The organism is Heyndrickxia acidicola (assembly GCF_001636425.1).
Classification (GTDB): Bacteria; Bacillota; Bacilli; order Bacillales; family Bacillaceae_C; genus Bacillus_AE; species Bacillus_AE acidicola.
In genome coordinates this window covers 1,640,603-1,665,716 of the sequence record NZ_KV440953.1, presented here as the reverse complement: position 1 = coordinate 1,665,716, position 25,114 = coordinate 1,640,603, and the positions used below count along the sequence as shown (strand labels likewise).

At 40.7% G+C, this 25,114-nt stretch carries 22 protein-coding genes; all 22 read left to right on the top strand.

What is annotated here, in order from left to right; translation table 11 throughout:
• Positions 1-76: 76 nt before the first annotated feature.
• The 22 genes from nusA to A5N88_RS07705 all read left to right on the top strand — a co-directional run bounded on the left by nusA (position 77) and on the right by A5N88_RS07705 (position 24,709).
• Positions 77-1,204, top strand: a complete 1,128-nt coding sequence (gene nusA, locus A5N88_RS07815; protein WP_066264614.1) for a transcription termination factor NusA — start codon at positions 77-79, stop codon at positions 1,202-1,204.
• Positions 1,205-1,217: 13 nt separating this feature from the next.
• Positions 1,218-1,490 carry an RNase P modulator RnpM gene (rnpM, locus tag A5N88_RS07810; RefSeq protein ID WP_066264613.1) on the top strand — a complete coding sequence of 91 codons (273 nt, stop codon included), beginning with the start codon at positions 1,218-1,220 and terminating at the stop codon, positions 1,488-1,490.
• A gap of 4 nt (positions 1,491-1,494) precedes the next feature.
• On the top strand, positions 1,495-1,803 hold the full coding sequence (locus A5N88_RS07805; protein WP_066264611.1) for a YlxQ family RNA-binding protein: 309 nt from the start codon (positions 1,495-1,497) through the stop codon (positions 1,801-1,803).
• A 13-nt stretch (positions 1,804-1,816) separates the two neighbouring features.
• Complete coding sequence (infB, locus tag A5N88_RS07800; protein WP_066264609.1) at positions 1,817-4,039, top strand: translation initiation factor IF-2; 2,223 nt, start codon at positions 1,817-1,819, stop codon at positions 4,037-4,039.
• Entirely contained in the window at positions 4,036-4,314 is a 279-nt protein-coding gene (locus A5N88_RS07795; protein ID WP_066264607.1) for a DUF503 domain-containing protein, read from the top strand. The genes infB and A5N88_RS07795 overlap by 4 nt, the downstream gene beginning before the upstream one ends.
• A gap of 16 nt (positions 4,315-4,330) precedes the next feature.
• Positions 4,331-4,675 (top strand): 30S ribosome-binding factor RbfA, encoded by a 345-nt coding sequence (gene rbfA, locus A5N88_RS07790; protein WP_066264605.1) that lies wholly within the window; start codon positions 4,331-4,333, stop codon positions 4,673-4,675.
• Between the two features lie 397 nt (positions 4,676-5,072).
• Positions 5,073-5,984 carry a tRNA pseudouridine(55) synthase TruB gene (gene truB, locus A5N88_RS07785; RefSeq protein WP_066264603.1) on the top strand — a complete coding sequence of 304 codons (912 nt, stop codon included), beginning with the start codon at positions 5,073-5,075 and terminating at the stop codon, positions 5,982-5,984.
• Between the two features lie 167 nt (positions 5,985-6,151).
• Positions 6,152-7,108, top strand: a complete 957-nt coding sequence (gene ribF / locus A5N88_RS07780) for a bifunctional riboflavin kinase/FAD synthetase (RefSeq protein WP_066264602.1) — start codon at positions 6,152-6,154, stop codon at positions 7,106-7,108.
• 122 nt (positions 7,109-7,230) lie between these two features.
• Entirely contained in the window at positions 7,231-7,500 is a 270-nt protein-coding gene (gene rpsO / locus A5N88_RS07775; protein WP_066264601.1) for a 30S ribosomal protein S15, read from the top strand.
• A gap of 400 nt (positions 7,501-7,900) precedes the next feature.
• The gene (gene pnp / locus A5N88_RS07770) at positions 7,901-10,021 is read left to right on the top strand and encodes a polyribonucleotide nucleotidyltransferase (RefSeq protein ID WP_066264600.1); all 2,121 of its coding nucleotides are present in this window, start codon (positions 7,901-7,903) and stop codon (positions 10,019-10,021) included.
• A 281-nt stretch (positions 10,022-10,302) separates the two neighbouring features.
• Positions 10,303-11,298: a polysaccharide deacetylase family protein gene (locus tag A5N88_RS07765; RefSeq protein ID WP_232317548.1), complete on the top strand. Its 996-nt coding sequence runs from the start codon at positions 10,303-10,305 to the stop codon at positions 11,296-11,298.
• A gap of 157 nt (positions 11,299-11,455) precedes the next feature.
• Positions 11,456-12,688, top strand: coding sequence for a M16 family metallopeptidase (locus A5N88_RS07760; RefSeq protein ID WP_066264599.1), 1,233 nt, complete (start codon positions 11,456-11,458; stop codon positions 12,686-12,688).
• Between the two features lie 205 nt (positions 12,689-12,893).
• Entirely contained in the window at positions 12,894-13,139 is a 246-nt protein-coding gene (locus tag A5N88_RS07755; protein ID WP_066264597.1) for a YlmC/YmxH family sporulation protein, read from the top strand.
• 683 nt (positions 13,140-13,822) lie between these two features.
• Complete coding sequence (gene dpaA / locus A5N88_RS07745) at positions 13,823-14,725, top strand: dipicolinic acid synthetase subunit A (protein WP_066264594.1); 903 nt, start codon at positions 13,823-13,825, stop codon at positions 14,723-14,725.
• Positions 14,722-15,318 carry a dipicolinate synthase subunit B gene (locus A5N88_RS07740; RefSeq protein ID WP_066264593.1) on the top strand — a complete coding sequence of 199 codons (597 nt, stop codon included), beginning with the start codon at positions 14,722-14,724 and terminating at the stop codon, positions 15,316-15,318. Before dpaA ends, A5N88_RS07740 begins: the two co-directional genes overlap by 4 nt.
• 356 nt (positions 15,319-15,674) lie before the next feature.
• Entirely contained in the window at positions 15,675-16,721 is a 1,047-nt protein-coding gene (asd, locus tag A5N88_RS07735; protein ID WP_066264592.1) for an aspartate-semialdehyde dehydrogenase, read from the top strand.
• A gap of 91 nt (positions 16,722-16,812) precedes the next feature.
• A complete protein-coding gene (dapG, locus tag A5N88_RS07730) occupies positions 16,813-18,051 on the top strand; it encodes an aspartate kinase (protein WP_066264590.1) in 1,239 nt (412 codons plus the stop codon).
• Between the two features lie 49 nt (positions 18,052-18,100).
• A complete protein-coding gene (gene dapA / locus A5N88_RS07725) occupies positions 18,101-18,973 on the top strand; it encodes a 4-hydroxy-tetrahydrodipicolinate synthase (RefSeq protein WP_066264588.1) in 873 nt (290 codons plus the stop codon).
• A 205-nt stretch (positions 18,974-19,178) separates the two neighbouring features.
• The gene (locus tag A5N88_RS07720; protein WP_066264586.1) at positions 19,179-20,849 is read left to right on the top strand and encodes a ribonuclease J; all 1,671 of its coding nucleotides are present in this window, start codon (positions 19,179-19,181) and stop codon (positions 20,847-20,849) included.
• 426 nt (positions 20,850-21,275) lie between these two features.
• Positions 21,276-22,034, top strand: a complete 759-nt coding sequence (locus A5N88_RS07715) for a ClpP family protease (RefSeq protein WP_412733815.1) — start codon at positions 21,276-21,278, stop codon at positions 22,032-22,034.
• Complete coding sequence (locus A5N88_RS07710) at positions 22,031-22,240, top strand: YlzJ-like family protein (RefSeq protein ID WP_066264584.1); 210 nt, start codon at positions 22,031-22,033, stop codon at positions 22,238-22,240. The genes A5N88_RS07715 and A5N88_RS07710 overlap by 4 nt, the downstream gene beginning before the upstream one ends.
• 141 nt (positions 22,241-22,381) lie before the next feature.
• A complete protein-coding gene (locus A5N88_RS07705) occupies positions 22,382-24,709 on the top strand; it encodes an FtsK/SpoIIIE family DNA translocase (protein WP_066264582.1) in 2,328 nt (775 codons plus the stop codon).
• Positions 24,710-25,114: the final 405 nt, after the last annotated feature.

The window sequence follows — 25,114 nt, the reverse complement described above, 5'->3', positions numbered from 1 at the left end:
AAAATAATTACTTTTATCCTTGCGGCATAATCGTTCTTGTGCCGCTTGACACATATTTGAGGGGGATGACGTTTTCATGAGCACAGAATTATTGGATGCTCTATTGATCTTAGAAAAAGAGAAAGGTATTTCTCGAGATGTTATAATTGAAGCGATTGAAGCAGCACTGGTTTCTGCCTATAAGAGAAATTTTAACCAGGCGCAAAATGTTCGTACAGATCTGAATTTAGCAAATGGCACGATGAGGGTTTTTGCTCGTAAAGATGTGGTGGATGAGGTATTTGATTCACGCCTTGAGATTTCTATTGAAGAAGCGCAAAAAATTAATCCTTCCTATGAAGTAGGGGATGTAGTGGAAATTGAAGTAACCCCTAAGGATTTTGGAAGAATTGCTGCACAAACAGCCAAACAGGTTGTAACTCAGCGTGTTAGGGAAGCTGAAAGAGGTATTATCTATTCAGAATTTGTCGACAGAGAAGACGATATCATGACAGGAATTGTTCAACGTCAGGATCCTCGTTTTATTTATGTCAATTTAGGAAAGATCGAAGCACTTCTTCCTCAAAGTGAGCAAATGCCTAATGAGAGCTACCGTCCTCATGATAGGATTAAGGTGTATCTTACTAAGGTAGAGAAAACAACAAAAGGGCCTCAAATATTTGTATCCAGGACTCATCCAGGCCTCTTAAAACGTTTATTTGAAATTGAAGTTCCAGAAATTTATGATGGAACAGTTGAAATTCGTTCAGTGGCACGTGAAGCAGGAGACCGTTCCAAAATTTCTGTTTACACAGATAAGCCGGAAGTAGATCCTGTAGGAGCATGTGTAGGGCCTAAGGGCTCGAGGGTCCAGGCGGTGGTGAATGAACTTAAAGGTGAAAAAATCGACATCGTGGAATGGTCTGAGGATCCGGTTGTTTTCGTCGCTAATGCTTTGAGTCCATCCAAGGTACTGGATGTTATGGTAGAAGAACAGGAAAAAGCGACTACTGTAGTGGTTCCTGATTATCAATTATCCCTTGCAATAGGCAAACGCGGTCAAAATGCGCGCCTTGCTGCTAAGCTTACTGGCTGGAAAATTGATATAAAAAGTGAAAGTGAAGCGCGTGAATTAGGGATATATCCTCGCGAAAACTCATCTGTTATCAATGAAGAACAAACGGAAGAGGAATCTTTCAGTTTATCTGAAGAAGATTTTGAATAAGAGGTGACCCAATATGGCTACACAAAAGAAAATTCCATTAAGAAAATGTGTTGCTACCAATGAAATGAAGCCGAAGAAGGACATGATTCGGGTTGTTCGTTCCAAAGACGGAGAGGTTTCTATTGATCCTACCGGGAAAAAGTCAGGCAGGGGAGCCTACCTTTCCAAAGATAAAGACGCCATTCTTTTAGCGAAAAAGAAGAATGTTTTGGCAGGCCATCTTGAAACAAAAGTGGATGATTCGGTTTACGATGAACTATTGATTTTTGTTGAGAACGGGAAGTAGACCTATGGGACAAAAACAGGCTTTATCCTTGCTTGGTCTGGCAAACCGGGCACGAAAAGTAATTTCAGGGGAAGAGTTAGTAGTAAAGGAAGTCAAAGCCGGCCGCGCTAAGCTTGTATTGCTTTCTTTGGATGCATCACCAAATACTGCAAAAAAAATACAAGATAAATGTTCATTCTATAATACTCAAATTAAATTTATAGAGAATAGGGAAGTACTTGGCTGGTCGATTGGAAAAGCAGAAAGAGTCGTCTTGGCTGTAATGGATGACGGGTTTGCAAGAAAAATTGCAGCTCTGCTTGATGCAAATTAATGGGGGTGAACATATGAACAAAGTGCGAGTTTATGAATATGCAAAAGAGCACAACATCTCAAGCAAGGATGTTATTTCAAGACTCAAAGAAATGAATGTAGATGTCACAAATCATATGTCAACGATAGATGGGCAAGCTATACAGAAGCTGGATTCAGTTTATAATAAGAGCGGGCAATCGAAATCCAGCACAGTACAAACAAAACAAGCTGACAGCACACAGGCACATGCAAAGGCTTCAGCACAAACAAATACAAACGGAATGGCAGTTGAAGACAAACAAGTGAGCGATAACGTACAGAACAAACCACAAAACAATCAGAAACCAAAGCAAAACGAAACAAAAAAGCCTGGCCAAGGAGCTAATAATAGCAATAACAATAAAGGCTTTTCTAAAAATAAAAAGAATAATAATAAAAATGGAAAAGGCAAGCCCAAACAAAAATCCTTCCAGCCTCCTCAACCGCCTAAACAAAAAGAACTACCCGAAAAAATTACTTTCAGCGGTACGTTAACAGTATCGGAGCTTGCTAAAAAGCTTTTCCGTGAACCATCAGAAATCATTAAGAAACTCTTTTTGTTAGGTGTTGTGGCTACAATCAATCAGGAATTGGATAAAGATGCAATTGAACTGATTGCAGGGGAATACGGGGTAGAAGTGGAAGAAGAAATCCTCATTGATACAACAGATCTTGAAGTGTACTTCACTGAAGATGATGAGAATGAATTAGTGGAACGTCCTTCTGTTGTTACCATCATGGGTCACGTAGACCACGGAAAAACAACTACTCTTGACTCCATTCGGAATACAAAAGTTACTGCCGGAGAAGCAGGGGGAATTACTCAGCATATTGGCGCGTATCAGGTAAAAGTAAACGATAAGAAAATCACTTTCCTTGATACACCGGGACATGCTGCATTTACTACAATGCGCGCACGCGGTGCTCAAATTACGGATATCACTATTCTTGTAGTAGCAGCCGACGATGGTGTAATGCCGCAAACAATTGAGGCAATTAACCATGCAAAAGCTGCTAATGTCCCTATTATTGTTGCCGTAAATAAAATGGATAAACCATCGGCTAATCCTGATCGTGTAATGCAGGAATTAACAGAATTCGGATTAATTCCGGAGGATTGGGGCGGAGATACTATTTTTGTTCCAATCTCTGCTTTAACAGGAGAAGGAATCGACCAGCTGCTTGAAATGATTCTGCTTGTTAGTGAAGTAGAGGAATACAAAGCAAATCCGAAACGGAAAGCTGCTGGTACTGTTATCGAGGCACAGCTTGATAAAGGCAGAGGCTCTGTGGCAACACTTTTAGTTCAAAATGGAACCCTGCGTGTAGGTGATCCGATTGTTGTCGGCAATACATTTGGACGCGTTCGCGCCATGGTAAATGATCTGGGAAGAAGAGTGAAAGAAGCAGGTCCTTCCACTCCAGTTGAAGTTACGGGGTTAAATGATGTGCCTCAAGCCGGTGACCGTTTTGTCGTCTTTGAAGATGAAAAAACGGCGCGTCAAATTGGGGAAGCAAGATCACAGCAGGCTGTTCAGGCTCAAAGAAACGAAACTGCCCGTGTAAGTCTTGATACCTTATTTGAGCAGATGAAGCAGGGTGAAATGAAAGACCTGAATATTATTATTAAAGCGGATGTTCAAGGCTCTGTTGAGGCGCTTGCTGCTTCATTAAGAAAAATTGATGTCGAAGGTGTTAATGTAAGGATCATCCATACAGCTGTAGGGGCTATTAATGAATCGGATATCTCATTAGCAGCTGCTTCGAATGCAATTGTAATTGGCTTTAATGTACGTCCTGATGTGAATGCTAAGCGTGCGGCTGAAGCTGAAAAAGTGGAAATCCGCTTGCACCGCATTATCTACAAGGTCATTGAAGAAATTGAAGCAGCCATGAAAGGGATGCTGGATCCTGAGTTTGAGGAAAAAATTATTGGCCAGGCTGAAATTCGCCAAACCTTTAAAGTTTCCAAAGTAGGTACCATTGCTGGAGGATATGTCACTGATGGAAAGATTACCCGTGACAGCGGAATCCGCTTAATCCGTGATGGCGTCGTTATTTTTGAGGGAGATATAGATACCCTAAAGAGGTTCAAGGACGACGTCAAGGAAGTCAGCCAAGGGTATGAATGCGGATTTACCATTAAGAATTATAACGACCTTAAAGAAGGAGACGTTATTGAAGCCTTTGTAATGGAAGAAGTAAAACGTGCATGATTGGCAGTGTAGAGTGCGAGTTTCGCATTTTTAACACCATGTCACTCAAAGAGAAACGGGCTGTTTTACAACGTATTATGACCCGGCTTAAACAAAAGTTTAATATTTCTGCGGCTGAAGTGGGACACCAGGATGTTTGGCAGCTCACGAGGATTGCGGTTGTGACGGTTGCATCCTCCCGTTTAGCTGCAGAAAGAGAAATTGAGAATTCCCTTAGATTCCTTGATTCTTTTCCCGAATGGGAAAGAATTGAGACACAGTATGAATGGTTGTAAAGGTGAGGTGTATATCATGAGCCTGCGTGCTAATCGTATCGGTGAGCAAATGAAAAAAGAACTCAGTGATATAATTGGACAAAAACTTAAAGACCCTCGTATTGGTTTTGTTACAGTAACAGATGTACAGGTAACTGGTGATCTGCAACAGGCCAAGGTCTATATCACAGTTCTGGGCGATGAGGAGCAAAAAGCGAATACTCTCAATGGTCTGGAAAAGGCAAAAGGCTTTATTCGCTCTGAGGTTGGCCAAAGAATCCGACTGCGTAAAACGCCGGAATTATTTTTTGAGTTCGATGAATCGATTGATTATGGAAATCGGATTGAAACACTCTTAAAAGGCCTTCACGAAGATAAATAATAATAAAATGCTGTGTTAATGGACTCTGTTGTTTTTAGCTTTATCTCATCTAAAAAGATTACAATAGTGAATAGGAAAAGGTTCCTTTCTTTATTGTAAAATGAGCAGGAAACAACATAGAAATGTAACAGAGCCGAATAAAAAGAGAAACTGGCCTTTAAAAGCCAGTTTCTTTTATTTGAAGGACTAGAAATTATAAATGTTTTATTAACCAATGCAGTTTCTGTCTAGCTCCAGCGCCTATTGGCCATTGGATTTCTGCGTTTTCTCACTGCGATAAGTCAACAACAGCTCGTGAACTGCCACGCTGTGTTTTCTTTTTTTAGTAAAAGACTGCGAAATTCGTACGCCGATGAGCAAGGCGTCCTGAGCTTTTCTTAGATAAGGAGTGGGAAAAATGGATGGGATACTTCCTTTATGGAAACCGGCAGGCATGACCTCACATGATTGTGTCTTTAAAATCCGGAAGATGCTGAAAATGAAAAAGGTAGGACACACTGGAACTCTTGATCCGGATGTAACAGGGGTTTTGCCAATCTGCCTAGGAAGAGCAACAAAAGTTGCTGAATATGTGACCAATACAGGAAAAGAATATATTGGAGAAGTTACTGTAGGCTGCTCAACAACCACAGAGGATTCATCTGGGGAAATAGTCGAAGAAAAAAAAGTCCAAAAAACATTTACCAGAAACGAAATATTAGCTGTATTGGCCCAATTAACAGGTGAAATTAAACAAACACCTCCCATGTACTCAGCAGTAAAAGTAAATGGCAAGCGTTTATACGAGTATGCCAGGCAGGGTCTTGAAATTAAAAGGCCTTCACGGAATGTAACGATTTACGAACTGGAATTATTGGATGACCGCGAGAATTTCGATGGCCCATTGCTTTCTTTTCGATTTCGTGCACGCTGCTCAAAAGGAACTTATATACGAACGCTTGCAGTTATGATGGGAGAAATTCTTGGGTATCCGGCACACATGTCTTTTTTATGCAGGACAGCTTCCGGGTCATTGACGCAGAGCCAGTGTATTACCTTTGAGGAACTGGAGAAGCATGTTTTAAATCATACTGTTGAAAACATTGTTCTTCCCTTAGAAACAGGTATTTCTCATTTGCCCACGATTGAAATAAATGATACATTAGCTGTGAGAGTAAAAAATGGTGCAGTTTTGGTAAAAGAGGACTTGCCATGGCCTGAAAACGCTCAGGAGGCGGTCTTTTTCCATAGCCAAAAAGCATTGGCGATTTATAAAGTGCATCCTGAAAAGCCGTATTTAGTCAAGCCTAATAAGATATTATTGGTGTAATATTATTCTTGCAAGCGAAACTGCAAAGCGGTTCAAAAGCTGTGAGAAAAATACAGCGATTAGATATCCCTTTTGTCTTGGGGGGCTGCACAAAGAAAACGTTCGCCAAAAACATTTTTCTTCAATTTTTTATAGTGAAATGAACCAGAGGAAACAGGTGAAGCATTTTGAAGATATTAACGATCCATCATCCGCATTCCCTTCAAAAGGAAGACCTGCCGCCAATGGCAATGGCTTTGGGCTATTTTGACGGGATTCATTTAGGACACAGAAAAGTGATTAATAAAGCAAAAGAAGCAGCTGAAAAAAATGGCTGGAAAAGTGCTGTTATGACATTTGATCCGCATCCTTCCGTTGTCTTAAGCCAGCAGCATAAGGAAATTGAACTTATTACTCCTTTAGATGAGAAAAAAGAAATTGTTGAAAAAATGGGGATTGATTATTTTGTTGTCGTCCGGTTTACTTCAGACTTTGCCAGTCTGGAACCTAAGGACTTTGTGAACCAATATATAGCAGGCCTAAATGTACAGCATGTAGTGGCTGGATTTGACTTTACATATGGAAGGTTTGGCAAAGGAACTATGGAAACACTTCCTTTGATGGCAAATGGACGATTTACCTTAACAACAATAGAAAAACTGACAGACTCTTCCTTTCAGGAGAAGGTAAGCTCCACTTTGATACGCAAGCTTTTGCGCGAGGGTGAAACAGAGGCTGCTGCTGTGCCATTAGGCAGATTCTACAAGACAAAGGGAATTGTAGTGCATGGCGAAAAACGCGGCAGACAAATAGGATTCCCAACTGCCAATATACAGCACGAGGATCATTATATTATTCCTAAGACAGGTGTTTATACAGTCCGGATTTTGGTAGCTGGCCAATGGTTTAATGGTGTTTGCAATGTCGGCTACAAACCTACCTTTAAAAATCCTGAAGAGTATTCTCAAACCGTGGAGGTCTATATTATAGATTTTGATCGCTCTATCTATGGAGAGGAAATTGAAATAGAGTGGCATCTGCGCATAAGAGATGAAAAGAAATTCAATGGAATAGAAGAATTAAAAGCGCAAATTTCCAAAGATAAAGAGACCGCAATAGAATACTTTAAAAAAATACAGGATTAGACTTGTTTTTTAACACTAATAGTAGTATTCTAATACAGTATGATGAACCTTTGCTTGGCAAGTCGAGTCACCGACGCTTGCTCGGTAATAGGGGATTAAAATAGATTTTGGAGGTGAAACGGATGGCGATTTCTCAAGAGCGTAAAAACGAAATCATCAACCAATATAAAGTTCATGAAACTGATACTGGTTCTGCAGAGGTACAAATTGCTGTACTTACTGAAGATATCAACAACCTGAATGATCACTTACGCGTTCATAAGAAAGATCATCACTCACGTCGTGGTCTTTTGAAAATGGTAGGTAAACGTCGTAACCTATTAACTTACCTGCGTAACAAAGATGTTCAACGTTATCGTGAATTGATTAACAAACTTGGCCTACGTCGTTAATTTGAAGTAGCTATAAAAGAAAAAGCGGGATTTTTTCCCGCTTTTTTGTTAGCATAAAAAGAGTATTCGTAAAATCTATTTTCATGCATGATGTGATTCAGCTTACTGTGTGTAATCAAATGTCGAAAAACCATACATAATAAGATTTCAAGCAGTGCTTCAGCTGGAATTAAGTGCTCTTATTCAACCATTTCCCGCCTCTTTCGTTTTAAAAAAGAATTAGCTGGAGATGAATTGAGAATGGGGAAATTGGAAAAAATAAAAAGTATTTACAGTGTTTTTTAGGAAGTAATGATAAAAGCCTTTTTCTCAATGTAAAAAGTTTTTATATTTTAATGTATATGACAAACACTTTTATCTATGAAAAAATAAAGTAAGTGTTTTCGAAAGGAGTTTAAACATGCCACAAGGAGAGAAACATACTTTTTCCATGGATTGGGCTGGCCGGGATTTAACAGTTGAAATCGGTCAATTAGCTAAGCAGGCAAATGGTGCTGTTATTGTCCGCTACGGCGATACTGCGGTTTTAAGCACAGCAACAGCTTCAAAAGAACCAAAAACTGTAGACTTTTTCCCTCTTACAGTAAATTACGAGGAAAGATTATATGCGGTAGGTAAAATTCCGGGAGGATTCATTAAAAGAGAAGGCCGTCCTAGTGAAAAAGCCATTCTGGCAAGCCGTTTAATCGACCGTCCAATCCGCCCGCTTTTTGCAGACGGATTCCGTAACGAAGTACAAGTTGTCAGTATGGTAATGAGTGTAGACCAAAACTGTCCTTCTGACATGGCGGCAATGTTTGGTTCATCCTTAGCTCTATCTGTTTCCGATATTCCATTTCAAGGCCCAATTGCAGGTGTAATCGTCGGCCGGATAAACGATGAGTTCGTCATTAATCCTACGGTTGAACAATTGGAAAAAAGTGATATGCATTTAACCGTTGCCGGAACGAAAGATGCTATCAACATGGTTGAAGCGGGTGCAAACGAAGTGCCGGAAGAAGTAATGCTGGAAGCTATTATGTTCGGACACGATGAAATTAAAAAGCTGATTGCTTTCCAGGAAGAAATTGCTGCTCAAATCGGAAAAGAAAAAATGGCTTTCAGCCTGTATGAGCTTGATCCCGTACTGGAAAAAGAAGTTCGTGCTATGTGCGAGACCGAGCTGAACCAGGCAATTCAGGTTCAAGAGAAACATGCTCGAGAAGAGGCAATTCAGGAAGTAAAAGCAAAGGTTGTTTCTGAATTTGAAGAACACGAAGGCATAGATGAGGAACAATTAAAACAAGTTAAGGCGATCTTAGGGAAGCTGGTTAAAGCTGAAGTGCGCCGCTTGATTACAGAAGAAAAAGTTCGTCCTGATGGCCGCAGTATAGATGAAATTCGTCCGCTTTCTTCTGAAGTGGGAATACTGCCAAGAACACATGGATCTGGACTTTTCACACGCGGACAAACGCAAGCATTAAGCGTGTGTACATTAGGTGCCCTTGGAGATGTTCAAATTCTTGACGGATTGGGTGTTGAGGAATCCAAGCGGTTTATGCACCATTATAATTTCCCTTCTTTCAGCGTAGGGGAAACGGGACCAATGAGGGGTCCTGGACGACGTGAAATCGGACACGGAGCACTTGGTGAGAGAGCCCTTGAACCAATTATTCCGAATGAAAAAGACTTTCCATACACGATCCGCCTAGTATCAGAAGTACTTGAATCGAATGGTTCAACATCACAGGCAAGTATTTGCGGAAGCACGCTCGCATTAATGGATGCCGGTGTACCAATCAAGGCACCTGTAGCAGGCATTGCAATGGGCCTTGTGAAATCAGGAGAGCATTATAGCATTTTAACAGATATCCAGGGGATGGAAGACCATCTTGGGGATATGGATTTTAAAGTGGCAGGAACGGAAAAGGGAGTAACAGCCCTTCAAATGGACATTAAAATAGAAGGACTATCCCGTCAAATTCTTGAGGAAGCTCTACAGCAGGCTAAACGCGGCCGTATGGAAATTCTAAAATCTATGATGGCAACGATCAGTCAGCCGAGAAACCAGCTGTCTGCATACGCTCCGAAAATCTTAACGATGACAATTAACCCTGATAAAATCAGAGATGTTATTGGACCAAGCGGAAAGCAAATCAATAAAATTATTGAGGATACAGGCGTTAAGATTGACATTGAACAGGATGGCACCATTTTCATTTCGTCAACCGATGAAGACATGAACAAAAAAGCTAGAAAAATCATTGAAGATATTGTACGTGAAGTTGAAATTGGCCAAATTTACTTAGGTAAAGTAAAACGAATTGAGAAATTTGGCGCTTTTGTTGAAATCTTCAATGGTAAAGATGGACTTGTTCATATTTCTGAACTGGCTGAAGAGCGGGTTCGAAAAGTGGAGGATGTCTTGAAAATTGGTGATGAGGTCTTAGTAAAGGTTATTGAAATTGATAACCAGGGCAGAGTCAACCTTTCAAGAAAAGCAGTTCTTAAAGAACAAAGTGAAAAAGAAAAGCAGGAATAAGTCAGGCTATGACCTGGCTTTTTTAATGTATAAGAAAGAATAAAATTTTTTATTAGGCTCTTTTCGTAAACTTTGTTTCTATTGGGCACAGTAATATCATTATTAATATGTGTTCAGTATTAAAACTTGTGAAGAGCTTACGAAAAGATGCTACGAATACAGACAACAAACGGAATGATCTCTTGTACATAATGTAAAAATCGATGTGAAAGCAGCCTTTATTAAATAGTTCTACCTTGTCCCCATTCTTCATATTTTTAAGAAGAAGGAGGGAACATAAGGTGAAAAATACAAAAAACTTGATTGCTTTTGCTCTGATTGCTATTCTTACAATTGTAATGGTTCAAAATCCCATTATTAATAATTATATTTCATTACTGAAGGGACAGGCTGTTAATACAGCAGCTGTACATACTGAGCTTTACGAGAAAATTGAGGAAGAAGCTCCTCATTATAACATCCCTCCGAAAGATGCTGTAATAGATCCTGTTTGGAGAGCAACACCTGGATATAATGGTATTCAAGTGGATGTAAATGCATCTTATAAAAAAATGAAGAAAAGCAATCGATTTGACCCTCACAAACTGGTCTTTAAGCAGATCCCTCCAAAAATACACTTGGATGATCTGGATGCCTCTCCTATTTACAGAGGGTACCCTGAAAAGCCGATGGTCAGCTTCTTAATTAATGTTGCTTGGGGAAATGAATATCTGCCAAAAATATTATCTACATTGAAAAAGTATAATGTTCATGCTACCTTCTTCCTGGAAGGCCGCTGGGTAAAAGAAAATCCAGAGCTTGCCAAAATGATTGTGGATGGCGGTAATGAAGTAGGGAACCATTCCTATACCCATCCAGATATGAAAACGCTGGCTTCCGAACAGGTGCGTGAACAGTTAATCAAAACCAATCAGGTGATTGAAGCAACTACAGGGAAGAAAGTGAAATGGTTTGCTCCTCCAAGCGGAAGCTACAGAGATGAGGTTGTTAAAATAGCTGATTCTCTGGATATGAGCACCATTATGTGGACTGTTGATACAATCGATTGGCAAAAGCCTTCTGCAGATGTTCTTGTTCAAAGGGTTCTAAAGAAGGTAGGCCCTGGATCTATGATTTTAATGCATCCTACAAAATCGACCGCAGACGGTCTGGAAACATTGATTAAAGACATTAAAAAGCGCAATCTGCGTATTGGGACGGTATCAAGACTTTTGGATGAAGAGCGGATTGTAAAAATGGATGGAGGACCTTCCAGTAGTCTGCAAAATGGGGAATAAATAAGGTCTTGCTTAGCTTTGGGTCATAAAGTCAGAGAGGGCAAGCCGGTTATAAGAAATGGAATGGTTGGGATATTTGCCATGGATAATGGGTAAACCAACCATATCCAGCAATGTTTGCATCTAAGCGATGGCACTAAACAAGGAGGAAACGACTATGATAAAAAAATATACTTGCCAAAACGGACTTAGAATCGTACTAGAAGAAATTCCTACTGTTCGCTCGGTAGCCATCGGTATTTGGGTAGGAACCGGTTCAAGGGATGAAGGACTAAAGAATAATGGTATATCCCATTTTTTAGAGCATATGTTCTTTAAGGGCACAAAAACAAGAAGTGCCAGGGACATTGCAGAAGCATTTGATTCCATTGGGGGGCAGGTAAATGCATTTACTTCCAAGGAATATACTTGTTATTATGCAAAAGTTCTAGACAACCATTCTCAATTTGCTCTTGAAATTCTGGCAGATATGTTTTTCCATTCAGAGTTTGTTGAAGAAGAGCTTAAAAAAGAAAAAAATGTAGTATTTGAAGAAATTAAAATGTATGAGGATACTCCGGATGATATTGTCCATGACTTATTAGGAAAAGCCATTTATGAAGACCATTCTCTTGGGTATCCAATCCTGGGTACAGAAGAAACATTGGAAACCTTCAACAGTGAAACGCTGCATAAATACATGCATGACATGTACACGCCTGATCGTGTGGTCATTTCAGTTGCAGGAAATGTTTCCGAATCCTTTATTAAACTAATTGAAGCTTTATTTGGGAGCTATCAAGGCGGAAAAGAATCTGTTGATACATCACAGCCGATCTTTCATGCCAACCAAATTGTCAAGAAAAAGGATACAGAACAGGCACATTTATGCCTTGGATTTGAAGGCCTTGCGATAGGGCATAAAGAAATCTACGATCTGATTGTTCTTAACAATATTCTTGGCGGCAGCATGTCTTCGAGGCTTTTCCAGGAGGTCCGTGAACAAAGGGGACTTGCCTATTCTGTATTTTCTTATCATTCCTCTTATAAAGACACAGGCATGGTGACTATCTATGGGGGTACCGGTGCAAAACAGTTAAATCAGCTATTTGAAACTATTCAAATGACGCTGGATGAATTTAAAAGAGAGGGAGTTACAGATAGAGAGGTCCATAATTGTAAAGAACAATTAAAAGGAAATCTTATGCTGAGTCTTGAAAGCACAAATAGCCGAATGAGCCGCAATGGGAAAAATGAGCTTTTATTAGGCAAACATCGTTCACTGGATGAAGTGGTGGAAGAGATTGACCGGGTAACAGTTAATAATATAAATCAACTGGCAAATAAAATTTTCACTGATAAATATTCCATCTCGCTGGTCAGCCCGGACGGCAAACTTCCAAAAGCTTAATGAGACTTCTTTGAAAAATTTCATTCTAAAATATTCATACGAGCTATACATTGATAGTAGAGCTGTCTTATTGCAGCAGGTGAATATTTTTTTGCAGGCAGCTTGAAGGAGAGTCCGCTGAATCTGGTCTTGGGATTCACGTATGAAGGGGCTTTTCGGAAAAGCTGCTTTTTGAATGGCATTTTCAAAAATTAGGAGGGGTATCATGCGCTTAAGCGAGCTGAGCGGTAAAGAAATAGTTGATTTTAAAAAGGCGGAAAAATTAGGAGTCCTGGGACAGACAGATCTTGAAATTAATGAAAGCACAGGTCACATCCATACACTTATTATTCCAAGTGGTAAATGGATGCGTAAACAAAGCTCCGAGATAAGAGTCCCATGGAAACAAATAAGAACAATAGGTTCTGATATGATTATACTGGAAGTACCTGAAAATGAACTATTCAGATGAGGTTGGCTTATGCCAATCTTTTTTTTGTATTTTTTTAGACCTGGCTTTGTTAAATGACGCTGTTTTTTTAGTTCATACAGTCTTCCCGACCGCCCTCGTAAAACAAAATACCTGCAGCAGAAATCGACCAGCAGGAAAATTAGAGCGCTCCACCGTATCTCTGTTAGATCCTGGAATAGAAACGAGTCCAATGTTGATTGAAGCGAAAGGCACGAGACTCCTGCGGGAAAAGCTGGCCAAAGGGAGACCCCACAGGAGCTTGCGATGAGGAGGCTCCCGGCCGCCCGCGGAAAGCGAGTGCCTGCAGCGGAAATCAACCAGCAGGATGATCAGGGCCTCTGTTAGAGCACGGAGAAACGAATCCTAAGGTGAATGAAGAGGAAGACACGAGGCTCACGCCCGCGGAAAGCGAGTGTCTCAAGTGCAAATCAACCAGCAGGAAGAAAGATGCTGAATCCAAGATCATCTGATATCATTGGACCTTTTGGGACATCCTCTACCTTTACTATAAAATGAGCTAAAATTGAACAGGAATCACATTAAAATTTAACACAGTCTTGGAACTTAAATAGTAATTCATCAAGTTTCTATAGATAGCCGTAAACAAAATTCACCGTTTAGCCGACTGCGCATAAGATGATGAGGTAAATACCCAATCAACATTGAAGAAGGTGGCCGTATTGATGTTGACAGGATTGCAGATTGCGGTGATCGGCGGGGATGCACGCCAGCTGGAAGTAATCCGTAAATTAGCAGAACTTGATTCAAAGCTTTCATTAATAGGATTTGAACAATTAGATCTTGTGTTTTCAGGTGTCAATAAAGAAAAGTTTAATGAAGTGGATTTTGCAGAAATTGATGCCATCATCCTACCAATAACCGGTACAAATTCAGAGGGCCAGGTTGAGTTGATCTTTTCCAATGAGGAGGTCATTTTATCGGAAGAAATATTATTAAAAACTCCTCCTTATTGCACGATTTTCACAGGAATCAGCAATTCATACTTAGACCAGCTTGCAAAGAGAACGAATCGGAGGCTAGTGAAATTATTTGAGCGTGATGATGTAGCCATATACAATTCTATACCAACTGTAGAAGGCACCATAATGATGGCTATTCAACATACTGAATTCACTATTCATAATTCACGGGTGGCTATACTGGGTCTTGGCAGGGTAGGCATGAGTGTAGCAAGAGCGTTCCACCATTTGGGAGCAAAAGTGAAAGTAGGTGCGAGGAGAACGGAACATCTCGCAAGGATAGCTGAAATGGGGCTCGATTCATTCCAATTGAGCGAGTTGGAAAATGAAGTCAGGGATATAGATATTTGTATAAATACTATCCCGCATTTGATAGTAAATGCCGCTGTTATTCAAAAAATGCCAACCCATACGCTCATTATAGACCTAGCATCAAAACCTGGCGGGACTGATTTTAGATATGCTGAGAAACGGGGAATTAAAGCTCTTTTGGCACCAAGCCTTCCTGGCATTGTGGCTCCTAAAACAGCAGGTCAGATATTGGGAAATGTGCTTGCTCAATTGCTGGAAGAAGATGTATTAAAGAGAAAGGAGAAAACGATATGAATGTAAAAGGAAAACGCATTGGATTTGGTTTGACAGGTTCACATTGCACATATGATGCCGTGTATCCAGAAATAAAAAAATTGGTTGATGCAGGTGCGGAAGTACGCCCAATCGTTACTTATACAGTCCAAAATACAGACACTCGTTTTGGAAATGGAGAGGACTGGGTAGAAAAAATTGAGGCAGCTACAGGGTTTAAGGTTATTAACACGATTGTGGACGCAGAGCCCCTCGGACCAAAGCTGCCCCTTGATTGCATGGTCATTGCTCCTATAACAGGGTATACCATGAGTAAATTGGCGAACGCTCTTACAGACTCTCCTGTCCTTATGGCAGCAAAAGCAACATTAAGAAATCTTAAGCCGGTTGTTCTTGGTATTTCTACTAATGATGCTTTGGGACTGAATGGCGTTAATTTAATGAGGCTAATGGCAACTAAAAATCTATATTTTGTTCCGTATGGCCAGGATGATCCTGTCAAAAAGCCTAATTCAATGGTAGCCCGTATGCCAATGCTGCTAGAAACAGTGGAAGCGGCCCTTGAAGGAAAACAGATCCAGCCGGTAATTGTTGAAAGATTTCGGGATGAGTAAGTAAATAATTTCCTGACACTCGCCAAAAAGGCGAGTTTTCTATTGTTTAGGATGATAAAGGAGTAAAGAGAAAATAGTATTGATTCTTTTTTTTATATGTTAAAATAGAAGAAGTTTTTATCATGCACATTTCGATTTTTTTCACGATGTGCCAATCTTTTTTGGTTTCACAGGCAATTATAGGAATCATTTTAGCCTTTGTCTTGCATGCAAGATCATAAAAGACAAAACATTAGCCTCAGAACCGTTAAGAAACAATTTAAAATAAAAAATACTTTATGAAATAAGAATGCAGTAGAAAAAATACATGAAGATGAATAATGTATAGGTAGGAAATATGGAAGGGGTATGCTTTTATGAAAGAAACAAGAGGGTTTCATGTAGCTGTTCTTGGTGCTACAGGAGCAGTTGGCCAGCAAATGATAAAAACTTTGGAACAACGTAATTTCCCTATTAAGAAGTTAACACTGCTTTCTTCTGCACGGTCTGCAGGAAAGGCTGTTAAATTTAAAGGTGAAAGCATACTAGTACAAGAAGCTAAACCTGAAAGCTTTGAGGGTGTAGATATTGCCCTTTTTAGTGCGGGGGGAAGTGTGTCCAAACAGATGGCACCTGAAGCAGTTAAGCGCGGTGCAATTGTTGTTGACAATACAAGTGCATTCCGTATGGATCCAGAAGTTCCTTTAGTGGTTCCTGAAGTAAATGAAGAGGATTTGAAAAATCACAATGGAGTTATTGCCAATCCGAATTGTTCAACGATTCAAATGGTGGTCGCTCTTGAGCCAATCCGAAAAGAATATGGCTTAAGCAAAGTGATTGTTTCGACCTATCAGGCAGTTTCAGGTGCAGGTTCAGCTGCTATTCAGGAATTAAAGGACCACACAAAGGCACTCCTTGCCGAAGAACCGTTTGAACCGAAAATACTGCCAGTAAAAAGTGATAAAAAACATTATCAGCTTGCTTTTAATGCAGTTCCGCAAATTGATGTGTTTACAGAGAATGGTTTTACCTACGAAGAAATGAAGATGATTAATGAAACCAAGAAGATAATGCATATGCCTAATCTTAAGGTGGCTGCTACTTGTGTAAGAATTCCTGTTGAGACAGGCCACTCTGAATCTGTATACTTTGAGGTGGAAAAGAATTCTGTAACTGTTTCGGATCTTCAAGGGATATTACTACAGGCAGATGGAGTGGTGCTTGAAGATGATCCTTCCAATCAGGTTTATCCAATGCCTGCCCATGCTGTTGGTAAAAATGATACATTTGTAGGCAGAATTCGCAAGGATCTAGATGAGGAAAATGGATTTCATATGTGGGTAGTTTCTGACAACCTATTAAAAGGGGCAGCCTGGAATTCAGTCCAAATTGCGGAAAGCCTTATTAAGCTGAACCTTGTATAATCATACTTTTTTAGCGCACGGCATTTAACTATTATATTTTCATGTCTGCATAAAGCGATTAGGCATTTAACTAATATATAGAGGTGTTAAAATGAAGTTAATTGTTCAGAAGTTTGGCGGGACCTCTGTAAGGGATGAGAGCAGCCGTCTTCTTGCTATCAATCATATTAAGGATGCATTAAAGGAAGGATACAAAGTAGTGGCAGTCGTTTCGGCAATGGGAAGAAAAGGAGAACCCTATGCGACGGATACATTATTATCTCTTGTAGGCAGTTCAAATACCCGTTTGAGCAGCAGGGAGCAGGACCTGCTGCTTTCCTGCGGCGAGGTGATTTCGAGTTTGGTGTTTTCCAATATGCTTTTAAATAAAGGGGTTAAGGCTGTATCATTAACAGGAGCGCAGGCAGGCTTCCGTACGAATGCCGAGCATACGAATGCAAAAATCATTGAAATGAAATGCGATCGCCTGAAAAAGGAACTAGAAGATCATGATGTTGTGGTCGTAGCTGGATTCCAGGGCGCTTCTAGGAACGGAGATGTAACAACGATTGGCCGGGGCGGCAGCGATACGTCTGCAGCGGCTTTGGGAGCTGCATTGAATGCAGAGTGGATCGATATCTTTACAGATGTGGACGGCATTATGACTGCAGATCCGAGGATAGCAGAAAATGCAAGAAAACTTCCCGTGGTCACTTATACGGAAGTATGTAATATGGCATATCAGGGAGCTAAAGTGATCCATCCACGGGCCGTAGAGATTGCTATGCAGGCGAAAGTCCCTATTCGCATCCGTTCAACCTATACAAACGATGTGGGTACCCTTGTTACATCCTTAAATAAACAAATGAAGGGAACCGATATCCGTGAAAGGATGGTAACAGGGATTGCCTACGTTCCAAACATTTCTCAGATTAAAGTATTTGCAAAAGACGGCCAATACAATTTACAGACTGAAGTCTTTAAGGCTATGGCCAGCGAATCCATTAGTGTAGATTTTATGAATATTTCTCCAACAGGTGTTGTCTATACGGTAGCTGCTGATGCTGTGGACCGGGCAGAAAAAATACTTGTTGATATGGGGTACGATCCGGTCATTGAGAGAGAGTGCGCCAAAGTATCTGTTGTTGGAGCCGGGATTGCTGGTGTACCTGGAGTAACATACAAAATTGTAAAGGCACTTTCTGAAGAAGGAATTCGCATCCTTCAGTCCGCTGACAGCCATACAACCATTTGGGTTCTTGTGAAGGAATCCGATCTAGTCAGCTCTGTAAATGCTCTTCACGATGCTTTTCAATTGCAGGAAGAAGCATTGGACATTGTGAAAGAATAAGAAATCTGCACCGAAGGAACAACATATAGATTGGAAGAGGAGTGAAAGTATGAGTCATTTTGGCCGTATTTCAACCGCAATGGTTACACCTTTTGATAATAAAGGAAATATTGATTTTCAAAAAACGACACAGCTTGTGGAATACTTGATTGAAAATGGATCGGATTCTCTTGTTGTAGCTGGGACGACTGGTGAGTCCCCTACTTTGTCAACCGAAGAAAAATTGGCTCTTTTTAAACATGTAGTAAAAGTTGCAGATGGCCGTGTGCCTGTTATTGCCGGAACCGGAAGCAATAATACCTATGCCTCTATAGAACTGACAAAAAAGGCAGAGGAAACGGGAGTGGACGCCATTATGCTTGTGGCTCCTTACTATAACAAACCTAATCAGCGCGGAATCTATGAGCACTTTAGAACCATAGCGGAATCAACCTCATTGCCTGTAATGATTTATAATGTTCCGGGACGAACGGTCGTGAGTATCGATCCTGGTACAGTAATTGAATTGTCCCGCATTCCAAATATTGTTGCTGTAAAAGAAGCAAGCGGCAACCTAGATGCCATGACCGAAATTATTTCAAAAACGGACGATGATTTTGCTCTTTACAGCGGAGATGATGGAATTACCCTTCCTGTTCTTTCAATTGGCGGTGCAGGAATTGTTTCGGTTGCATCCCATATTATTGGAAATGAGATGAAGGAAATGATTGATGCATTCTTTAATGGGTCGATTGAAAAAGCTGCTAAGCTTCACCAGTCTCTTCTGCCATTAATGAAGGGGCTTTTCCAGGCTCCAAGCCCGGTGCCTGTAAAAACAGCTTTGCAGCTTAAAGGGCTAGGAGTGGGTTCCGTCAGGCTTCCGCTTGTCCCTTTAGACGAACAGGAACGGGATGCATTGCAAGCCTTACTTAACAATATATAAGGATTGATGGTAAATGGCCGGGTTGGGAGCTGGACTCCCGACTCTTTTTTTATATGGGAATCTTAAAGTGTGATAGACCTTAAAAAGTCGGCATCTAAAAATTATCCTTTATGAATATTCAATTTTCTTGAACTGTTTTTTTAAAATCAAGTATAATGGGTATAACTGATTTAGGTCGGAAATACAGCGTGGGAGGAACTGAAATTTGAATAACAGAGAAAATGAATCTATTAAAATTATTCCGCTCGGGGGAGTCGGAGAAATAGGCAAGAATATGTACATAGTGGAAGTGGACCAGGATTTATTTATTTTGGACAGCGGTTTAATGTTTCCTGAGAATGAAATGCTCGGAATTGATATTGTCATTCCCGACATTACCTATCTGGAGGAAAATAAAGACCGTATACAGGGGCTGTTCTTAACTCATGGACATGATGATGCCATGGGCGCACTTCCGTACATTTTAATGAAGCTGAATATTCCAGTGTATGGGACGAAATTGACCATTGCGCTGGCAAAAGAAAAACTTAAGGACGTTAAAGTTAAGCATGAAACACAATTCATTACTATTCATTCTGATTCCCTGCTTCGATTTGAGTCGGCAGACATCAGCTTTTTTAAGACGACACACAGCGTTCCGGATTCTGTAGGTATCTGCATTCATACATCAGAAGGAAGCATCGTTCATACAGGAGATTTTAAATTTGATCAAACGGTTTCAGCTGATTACCGTTCTGAACTTGGAAAAATGGCGCGTATCGGTGATGAGGGAGTCCTTTGCCTTCTTTCTGACAGTACAGAAGCAGAGCATCCCGGCCATACTACTTCTGAATCGGTTATAGCAAATGAAATTTCCAGTGCTTTCAGAGCTTCTGCAGGCCGCATTATTGTTGCTTGTTTTGCTTCAAACATTATTCGAATCCAACAGGTTTTAGATTCTGCTTTTGAAACTGGCCGAAAGGTTGCCGTTGTGGGAAAAAGCATTGAACGCGTGTATGACATTGCTTTGAAGCAGGGGTATTTACAGGTGAAGTCAGATGATATGCTGATCACTGCCAAAGAAATCAGTCAATATCCCGATAATAAAGTAGTTGTGCTGACAACTGGAAACCAAGGAGAACCATTTATGGTTCTGCAAAAAATGGTGAAAAAGTCGCACCGAAACATTCAAATTCAAAAGGGTGACTCTGTGTTCATTGCAGCGAGCCCATCGCCTGGATTGGAGCTATTTATGTCTAAAACTGTGGACATGCTTTACAGAGCAGGTGCCAATGTATTGTCAAGCAGCCGTAAGGTTCATGTAACCGGACATGGCTTCCAGGAGGATTTGAAGTTTATGCTGAACCTTATGAAGCCTAAATACTTCATCCCCATCCAAGGTGAATACCGTATGCTGATTGCACATTCTAAGCTTGCCCAGGAGGTTGGAATTCCAAAAGAGAGAATCTTGATCCCGAATAAGGGAGAGGTTATTGAATATAAGAATGGCGAGCTAATGACTTCTGGCCGTGTAACTGCTGGGAATGTGCTGATTGATGGAAGCGGTGTTGGAGATGTAGGGAATATTGTTTTGCGTGATCGAAGACTATTGTCACAGGATGGAATCTTAATTGTTGTTGTGACATTGAACAAAGCAAGAAAAGGGATCGTGGCCGGTCCCGAAATCATCTCAAGAGGCTTTGTATACGTGCGGGAGTCTGAAGAGTTAATGAGTGACTCTACAAAGCTGGTACAGTCTATCGTGGAAAAAAACACCACAAAAGATGCTTTTGATTGGTCAAGTATTAAACAGGACATTCGTGACCAGCTTAACCATTTCTTATACGAAAAAACAAAGAGAAGGCCAATGATTATTCCTATTATTATGGAAGTATAATTTACGTGTTATATTACGAAAAACACCGATGCCATGTGGTATCGGTGTTTTTTATTGAAAAACCCGTATGAAAACGCAGGTCCAGTGAATACTAGTTTTATCAGTATGACGATAAAAGAAGGCAGTCTAAGGACCCTCTTGACTATGCTCTTTTCGTAAACTTTGTTCATAGTTAACACAAAAATAGAATGATGAAATTCAATGGTTCTTTAATAAAATCTGTTGAATTTACTACGAAAAGGCACGAAGAAGGACAAAATACGGATTTTATCCTTTGTTCGTAAAGCAACAATCCATTTGAATACAGCCTTTGATAAAAAATACTATTAGCACTTCATGACCCAATGGTGTTTGAAGGTAAATTAACGGTAAGATATCAAAGCCAATAAAAAAATGAAAGTAATGAGCTGAAAAGGAGTGTTGAGAATGAATAATGATACACATATGGACCAGCCGCAGCCGTCACCCGATAAAGAAGACCAAAAAGGGAATCCGCCATCAGGATTAATTGAAAAAATACAGCAGCTTGGACAAACGAATGTTCCGCAGGTTAATCAGGATTCTAATATCCATTGTTTAACCATTGTTGGACAAATAGAGGGGCATATGCAGCTTCCCCCGCAAAATAAAACGACGAAATATGAGCACATCATTCCACAGCTTGTTGCCATCGAACAAAACCCGAAAATTGAAGGATTGCTTGTGATTCTTAATACAGTTGGCGGAGATGTTGAGGCAGGATTAGCTATTTCTGAGATGATTGCTTCATTATCCAAACCCTCAGTCTCCATCGTTTTAGGAGGCGGTCATTCAATAGGTGTACCGATTGCCGTTTCCTGCGATTACTCTTTTATTGCAGAAACAGCCACTATGACGATTCATCCGATCCGCTTAACCGGATTGGTCATTGGTGTTCCCCAAACCTTTGAATACTTGGATAAAATGCAGGAAAGAGTAATTAACTTTGTAACAAAGCACTCCAAAATAAAGGAAGAAACTTTTAAAGACTTAATGTTTGCCAGGGGAAACCTTACAAGGGATATTGGAACGAACGTGGTAGGGAAGGATGCTGTTAATTCAGGACTCATTGAGGAAGTGGGAGGCATCGGCCAGGCGTTGAAAAAGCTGAATGAATTAATTGAGATGAGAAAGTCAACGAAGGAGCAGGAGGGACTTATTCAGTGATATTATATACTACCGTTCCTGAGGAGATTATTTTTCAAACCGATCCAAGTGAATTTACAAAACAAAGAACGATTCAATATAATGGGGTGCCCCTCCTTGTAGAGCAGGAAGAACAATATTATCGCATTATTCGTGTCCTCAGCAGCAATCCTGCCGATTATCTTAGTGAGGGTCTAATGCCTGGAGCCTACATTTCAATGAGTTAAAGCAGGATAATCAATATGAAAGAAATTCCGTAATCACCATCATTATGCTATAATAGTGTTAATTGAAAAAGCAGCCGTTAATGGCTGCTTTCTTATCTAATGAAGGAAAAAATCAGGAGTTTTCTCTTTGAAGGTGATAGAATGGCTAAAAAAAAGCAGAGAAACAAAAAATCGAATCAATCGAAAGGAAACCTCCGCATTGAAGTGACAGGCATTATTCTTATTGCTCTAAGCCTTATTTCCATTATCCATTTAGGAGCAGTAGGAAGAGCCATTGACCTTTTTTTCAGGTTCTTTTTAGGTGAATGGTATATGGTTGCCCTTGTAGGAGTCATTTGCCTTGCTGTCTACTTAATGATTAAACGTGAATGGCCTTTTTTCTTCAGCAGGAGATTAAATGGTCTTTACATAATGTTATCAAGCCTATTGCTGATGAGCCACGTCAAGCTTTTTGAAATGCTGACGCAAGAAGGCCAATTGAAAAATGCCAGTGTCATTACCAACACCTGGGAGCAATTTTCACGGGAGGTTAAAGGAGAAACCTCGACACCGGATATGGGCGGAGGAATGATTGGAGCAGTCTTATTTGCCGTTTCTCATTTTCTGTTTGACTCATTGGGAACAAAATTTTTATGCTTTGTTCTTATCGTGATCGGTTTTGTATTAATTACAGGAAAATCCATCGGAAGCTTTTTTGAAAAAGCAATGGAAAAGGTCAAAGTTTTTGTTCGCAGCCAGTGGCAGGCATCCAAAAGGGACCTGTCAGAGTGGAAATCCGACCGGATAGAAAAAAAGAAAGAACGCAGAGTAAAAGATGCCGATGTGAAACAAAAAGAGCCTGAGATTTCGGAGATTCCTGCAGTGGAAGCAGATGAAGTCATTAAACCGCTTATTTCAAGCTTTACTGAAAAGGCATACGGTTCAAGAATGGAAGAAGAGGAACTTAAAGCCAAGCCTGCTTCTTCTGAGGAGAAACAGGAAAATCCTCAAGATAAAGACGATGTACTAACACAGAGCATTTCTTTTTCAGAACCGGAAAATGAATCCTATCAGCTTCCGAGCCTGTCTCTCTTAAAGCGCCCGAAATCAGCGGACCAGAGCAATGAATATAAGCTTATTCATGCAAATGCGGCCAAGCTAGAAAGGACCTTTCAAAGCTTTGGAGTAAAGGCTCGCGTTACCCAAGTTCATCTTGGTCCTGCCGTTACAAAATATGAAGTAAATCCTGATGTAGGTGTAAAGGTAAGCAAAATAGTCAGCTTGAGTGATGACCTTGCTTTGGCGCTTGCGGCAAAAGACATACGTATGGAAGCACCTATACCGGGTAAATCGGCCATCGGCATAGAAGTTCCTAATTCAGAGATTGCAGTGGTTGCCTTAAGGGAAGTCCTAGAGTCGAAGGAACAAAACAAGCCCGATTCCAAGCTTCAAATTGGTTTAGGGAGAGATATAACCGGTCAGGCAGTTCTGGCCGAGCTCAATAAAATGCCGCATTTATTGGTTGCCGGAGCAACAGGAAGCGGAAAGAGTGTTTGTATTAATGGTATTATTACTAGCATTTTAATGCGGGCTAAGCCTCATGAAGTAAAGCTTATGATGGTTGATCCAAAGATGGTGGAGCTAAATGTATACAATGGGGTACCGCATTTACTTGCCCCTGTTGTAACCAATCCAAAGAAAGCATCACAGGCTCTTCAAAAGGTTGTAAGTGAAATGGAAAGACGGTATGAGCTATTTTCCCATACAGGCACTAGAAACATTGAAGGATATAACGACTATGTAAAGCGGGAAAATCTCGCAAGCGGAGAAAAACATCCACAGCTTCCTTATATAGTGGTTATTGTAGATGAGCTCGCAGATTTAATGATGGTAGCGTCGAATGATGTGGAGGATTCTATTACTCGTCTCGCCCAAATGGCCCGTGCAGCGGGTATCCATTTGATTATTGCAACACAGCGCCCTTCTGTAGATGTCATCACAGGGGTAATAAAAGCAAATATTCCTTCACGTATCGCTTTTGCGGTATCTTCTGCCACTGATTCCAGAACCATTCTGGATATGGGCGGAGCTGAAAAGCTATTAGGAAGAGGGGATATGCTATTTCTGCCTGTAGGAGCGTCCAAACCCATTCGTGTGCAGGGGGCGTTCCTATCAGATGAAGAAGTGGAGGATGTCGTTAACTTTGTCATTTCCCAGCAAAAAGCTCAGTATCAGGAAGAAATGATACCGGATGATATACCTGAAACGACAGCTGAGGTGGATGACGAGTTATATGAAGATGCGGTGCAATTAATCGCTGAAATGCAAACGGCATCCGTATCCATGCTGCAGAGGCGCTTTCGAGTAGGATACACCCGCGCTGCAAGATTGATAGACGAAATGGAACTTCGCGGAGTAGTAGGACCGTATGAAGGCAGTAAACCAAGGACAGTATTGGTGCCAAAGCCATCTGAAGAACAAAGCTCATAGAGGTGATAAAAAGAGCGGATACCAGTCATTCGCTCTTTTTGACGTTAATGAGAAAGGCTTTGTTCCTAACATCGTCTTTGTCCAGCTCCTATCGGCGTAAGGATTTCTCCGTCTTCTCCCAGCCAACAACACCTCGTGGATAGCCTCGCTGTGTTTCCTTTATCTCAGTTGAAGACTACGGAATCCGTACGCCGGTGAACGAGGCGCCTGCACTTTTCTTTGTCTAGCTCCAGCGCCTATCGGCTAGCGGATTTCTCCATCTTCTCCCTACGATAAGTCAACATCAGCTCGTTGATAACCTCGCTCTGTTTCCTTATCTCAGTCAAAGACTGTGAAATCCGTACGCCGGTGAACGAGGCGCCTGCACTTTTCTTTGTCTAGCTCCAGCGCCTATCGGCTAGCGGA

What these genes read in the sequence shown, in the direction of transcription:
- rbfA (WP_066264605.1), top strand. Translation starts at nt 4,331, where the DNA reads ATGAGCCTGCGTGCTAATCGTATCGGTGAGCAAATGAAAAAAGAACTC.
- nusA (WP_066264614.1), top strand. Translation starts at nt 77, where the DNA reads ATGAGCACAGAATTATTGGATGCTCTATTGATCTTAGAAAAAGAGAAA.
- pnp (WP_066264600.1), top strand. Translation starts at nt 7,901, where the DNA reads ATGCCACAAGGAGAGAAACATACTTTTTCCATGGATTGGGCTGGCCGG.
- truB (WP_066264603.1), top strand. Translation starts at nt 5,073, where the DNA reads ATGGATGGGATACTTCCTTTATGGAAACCGGCAGGCATGACCTCACAT.
- infB (WP_066264609.1), top strand. Translation starts at nt 1,817, where the DNA reads ATGAACAAAGTGCGAGTTTATGAATATGCAAAAGAGCACAACATCTCA.
- A5N88_RS07805 (WP_066264611.1), top strand. Translation starts at nt 1,495, where the DNA reads ATGGGACAAAAACAGGCTTTATCCTTGCTTGGTCTGGCAAACCGGGCA.
- dapG (WP_066264590.1), top strand. Translation starts at nt 16,813, where the DNA reads ATGAAGTTAATTGTTCAGAAGTTTGGCGGGACCTCTGTAAGGGATGAG.
- dapA (WP_066264588.1), top strand. Translation starts at nt 18,101, where the DNA reads ATGAGTCATTTTGGCCGTATTTCAACCGCAATGGTTACACCTTTTGAT.
- rnpM (WP_066264613.1), top strand. Translation starts at nt 1,218, where the DNA reads ATGGCTACACAAAAGAAAATTCCATTAAGAAAATGTGTTGCTACCAAT.
- A5N88_RS07760 (WP_066264599.1), top strand. Translation starts at nt 11,456, where the DNA reads ATGATAAAAAAATATACTTGCCAAAACGGACTTAGAATCGTACTAGAA.
- A5N88_RS07715 (WP_412733815.1), top strand. Translation starts at nt 21,276, where the DNA reads ATGAATAATGATACACATATGGACCAGCCGCAGCCGTCACCCGATAAA.
- A5N88_RS07755 (WP_066264597.1), top strand. Translation starts at nt 12,894, where the DNA reads ATGCGCTTAAGCGAGCTGAGCGGTAAAGAAATAGTTGATTTTAAAAAG.
- asd (WP_066264592.1), top strand. Translation starts at nt 15,675, where the DNA reads ATGAAAGAAACAAGAGGGTTTCATGTAGCTGTTCTTGGTGCTACAGGA.
- A5N88_RS07740 (WP_066264593.1), top strand. Translation starts at nt 14,722, where the DNA reads ATGAATGTAAAAGGAAAACGCATTGGATTTGGTTTGACAGGTTCACAT.
- A5N88_RS07795 (WP_066264607.1), top strand. Translation starts at nt 4,036, where the DNA reads ATGATTGGCAGTGTAGAGTGCGAGTTTCGCATTTTTAACACCATGTCA.
- rpsO (WP_066264601.1), top strand. Translation starts at nt 7,231, where the DNA reads ATGGCGATTTCTCAAGAGCGTAAAAACGAAATCATCAACCAATATAAA.
- dpaA (WP_066264594.1), top strand. Translation starts at nt 13,823, where the DNA reads ATGTTGACAGGATTGCAGATTGCGGTGATCGGCGGGGATGCACGCCAG.
- A5N88_RS07705 (WP_066264582.1), top strand. Translation starts at nt 22,382, where the DNA reads ATGGCTAAAAAAAAGCAGAGAAACAAAAAATCGAATCAATCGAAAGGA.